The sequence below is a fragment of the Chamaesiphon sp. VAR_48_metabat_135_sub genome (assembly GCF_031418915.1).
GTDB lineage: Bacteria > Cyanobacteriota > Cyanobacteriia > Cyanobacteriales > Chamaesiphonaceae > Chamaesiphon.
In genome coordinates this window covers 1-1,914 of sequence record NZ_JANOJV010000282.1, presented here as the reverse complement: position 1 = coordinate 1,914, position 1,914 = coordinate 1, and the positions used below count along the sequence as shown (strand labels likewise).

Sequence of the window (1,914 nt, the reverse complement as noted above, 5' to 3'; positions counted from 1 at the left end):
GAATGGGTTACGGTAACAGTCAATATCTAGTCGTCAACCACAGTAGACAAGACCACAACCACGATCACGACCATCTTCATATTGTCGCTAATGCTGTGACAATGGATGGCAAATGGGTTGATGATTGGCTATGATATTGATCGAGATTTAGTCAATCTCCGCAGCATCGCACGAGGTGAGAAGCTGGAAATCAAACCAGATGAGCAGTGGGAGATTGAAACAGCATCAAACCAACTAGATAATTCTGACGTGAGAGTGAGGATTAAAGTGGAAAACGATCGATCGTCTGAACAGCAAGAAAGGGGATACGATCGCGGTAGATAGATGGATACAGCAGTTTGATATAATTGGAATTTTTAGATTGACCGTGACTTTCTGTTAAATTGCTCATTACCCCAACAGCTAGCTCTCGATTAATAATTCCTCCTGTTCTTTCTTCGGTGGTAAGGATTCCATCTCATAAATCTTGACACCTGCCTCCATCAATTCCGCTTCTTGCTCATTTGTGCCAAATCTCCCAGAGATTACACCTACCCAGTGTTTAAATGCTTTGGCATCAGCCTCAGCTTTGCGCCAAGTTTTCGCATTCAGAAAAGCTGAGAAAACTACCCCATCTTCTTCGCGGGTTAATTGAACCATAACTTTTTTATCCAGCATTGGTTTGGCTTTGGGCAGTCCCGCAAATCTAATCTTGGTATCGACTTTTAATACTTTTGGTTCGATCGCGATCGGCTCAACGGCTTCAACTGGCTCAATTACTTCAACTACCTCAACTGGCTCGATCTCTGCTGTTGACGGTTTAACTTCCGTCTCCAGAATCTTGACACCCGCTTCTGACAGTCTCCAACCATGTCGATCTTTGCTGAGATCTTCAGACGTGATAATACCAGACCAATTGGCAAATTCTGCCGCGCTAACTTTGGCTCTACGCCAGCTTCTCGTACTCAAAATCACAGTAAAGATCGTGCCATCTGCTTGAGGCAACTGCAATTTAACCCTTTTGTTCGGCATCTCTCTTGCTGAGGGCAGTCCCTCAAACCGAAGCGTGGTTTCAACTTTGATGATTTTTAATTTTTCTGCCATGTTTACATTCGACAACCCAACAAAATTCTATCTTAGATCGACTTTTATCGATATAAAAGCCACCCACGGACATTTAGTCGGTTTTTTGGTGCTAATTGAAGAGACTTCACCTCAATCGATCTAATCGCTCAAATACTTTTGGATACCTATTCTCAACCATACTCATGGCAATCCTAGCGACTTCAGGATTAGTCATCGCTAAATACTCATTCAAACAACTTTCTAACTCCAGCATCTCCATTTGACCGATGTGCAAGAGTGTTTGTGCTACGGAACGGAGATTTTCTAGGTTAAATTCAGGCGATCCAGATCGGTGTTCCGGCAGGTTAATTATATTAATACTGGCAAAATCATCAATGTGGATCGTTGATAATAACTGCTCTGGGATAAAGACTTGAGGATTTTTCCACTCCTCGATCCGCTCTCGTTGATGGGTTGCCAACTGCTCCAAACGTTTTGTCACACATTCATAAATATGTTTCACAAAGACGGGATGAGTACCTGGATAAACCTGACTATTTTTAATCGCGCCAGAGAGCGGATCGTGGGTGGTGCCAAAGGTGTAAATTCTAGTGACTGCTTTTTTACCTTGAGGATCTAAGGTACGGTGACGATGAGTGACAACTGATAACCCCAGATGACGGGCACTTCCGGCAACTAGCCGCATCCATCCCCGTTTATCTTGCATTCCTAGTGCTTCCATCTCTGCACCGAGAGTTTGAATCTCGATGTCATCTTTGTGAAACTCTTTGCCAGCAAGTTGAGTGACTCCCGCGATTAACTCAGGAGTCAGGAGTTCATACTTGGGCGCACCTTTAAAAGCCAAGATCG

General features: G+C 43.7%; 3 protein-coding genes and 1 pseudogene. 2 read left to right on the top strand and 2 right to left on the bottom strand.

The annotated features are described in order from the left end of the window. Positions 1 to 2: 2 nt before the first annotated feature. Both RMO55_RS22360 and RMO55_RS19780 read left to right on the top strand, forming a co-directional pair. Entirely contained in the window at positions 3 to 134 is a 132-nt protein-coding gene (locus RMO55_RS22360; protein ID WP_396134416.1) for a relaxase/mobilization nuclease domain-containing protein, read from the top strand. Beyond that, complete coding sequence (locus RMO55_RS19780) at positions 121 to 324, top strand: hypothetical protein (protein WP_310429522.1); 204 nt, start codon at positions 121 to 123, stop codon at positions 322 to 324. The genes RMO55_RS22360 and RMO55_RS19780 overlap by 14 nt, the downstream gene beginning before the upstream one ends. A 78-nt stretch (positions 325 to 402) precedes the next feature. On the opposite strand, the gene RMO55_RS19775 is transcribed toward RMO55_RS19780, so the two are convergent. Both RMO55_RS19775 and RMO55_RS19770 read right to left on the bottom strand, forming a co-directional pair. Further along, entirely contained in the window at positions 403 to 1,083 is a 681-nt protein-coding gene (locus tag RMO55_RS19775; RefSeq protein WP_310429520.1) for a hypothetical protein, read from the bottom strand. Positions 1,084 to 1,189: 106 nt separating this feature from the next. Further along, positions 1,190 to 1,914: pseudogene (locus tag RMO55_RS19770) on the bottom strand (hypothetical protein); the annotation flags it as partial.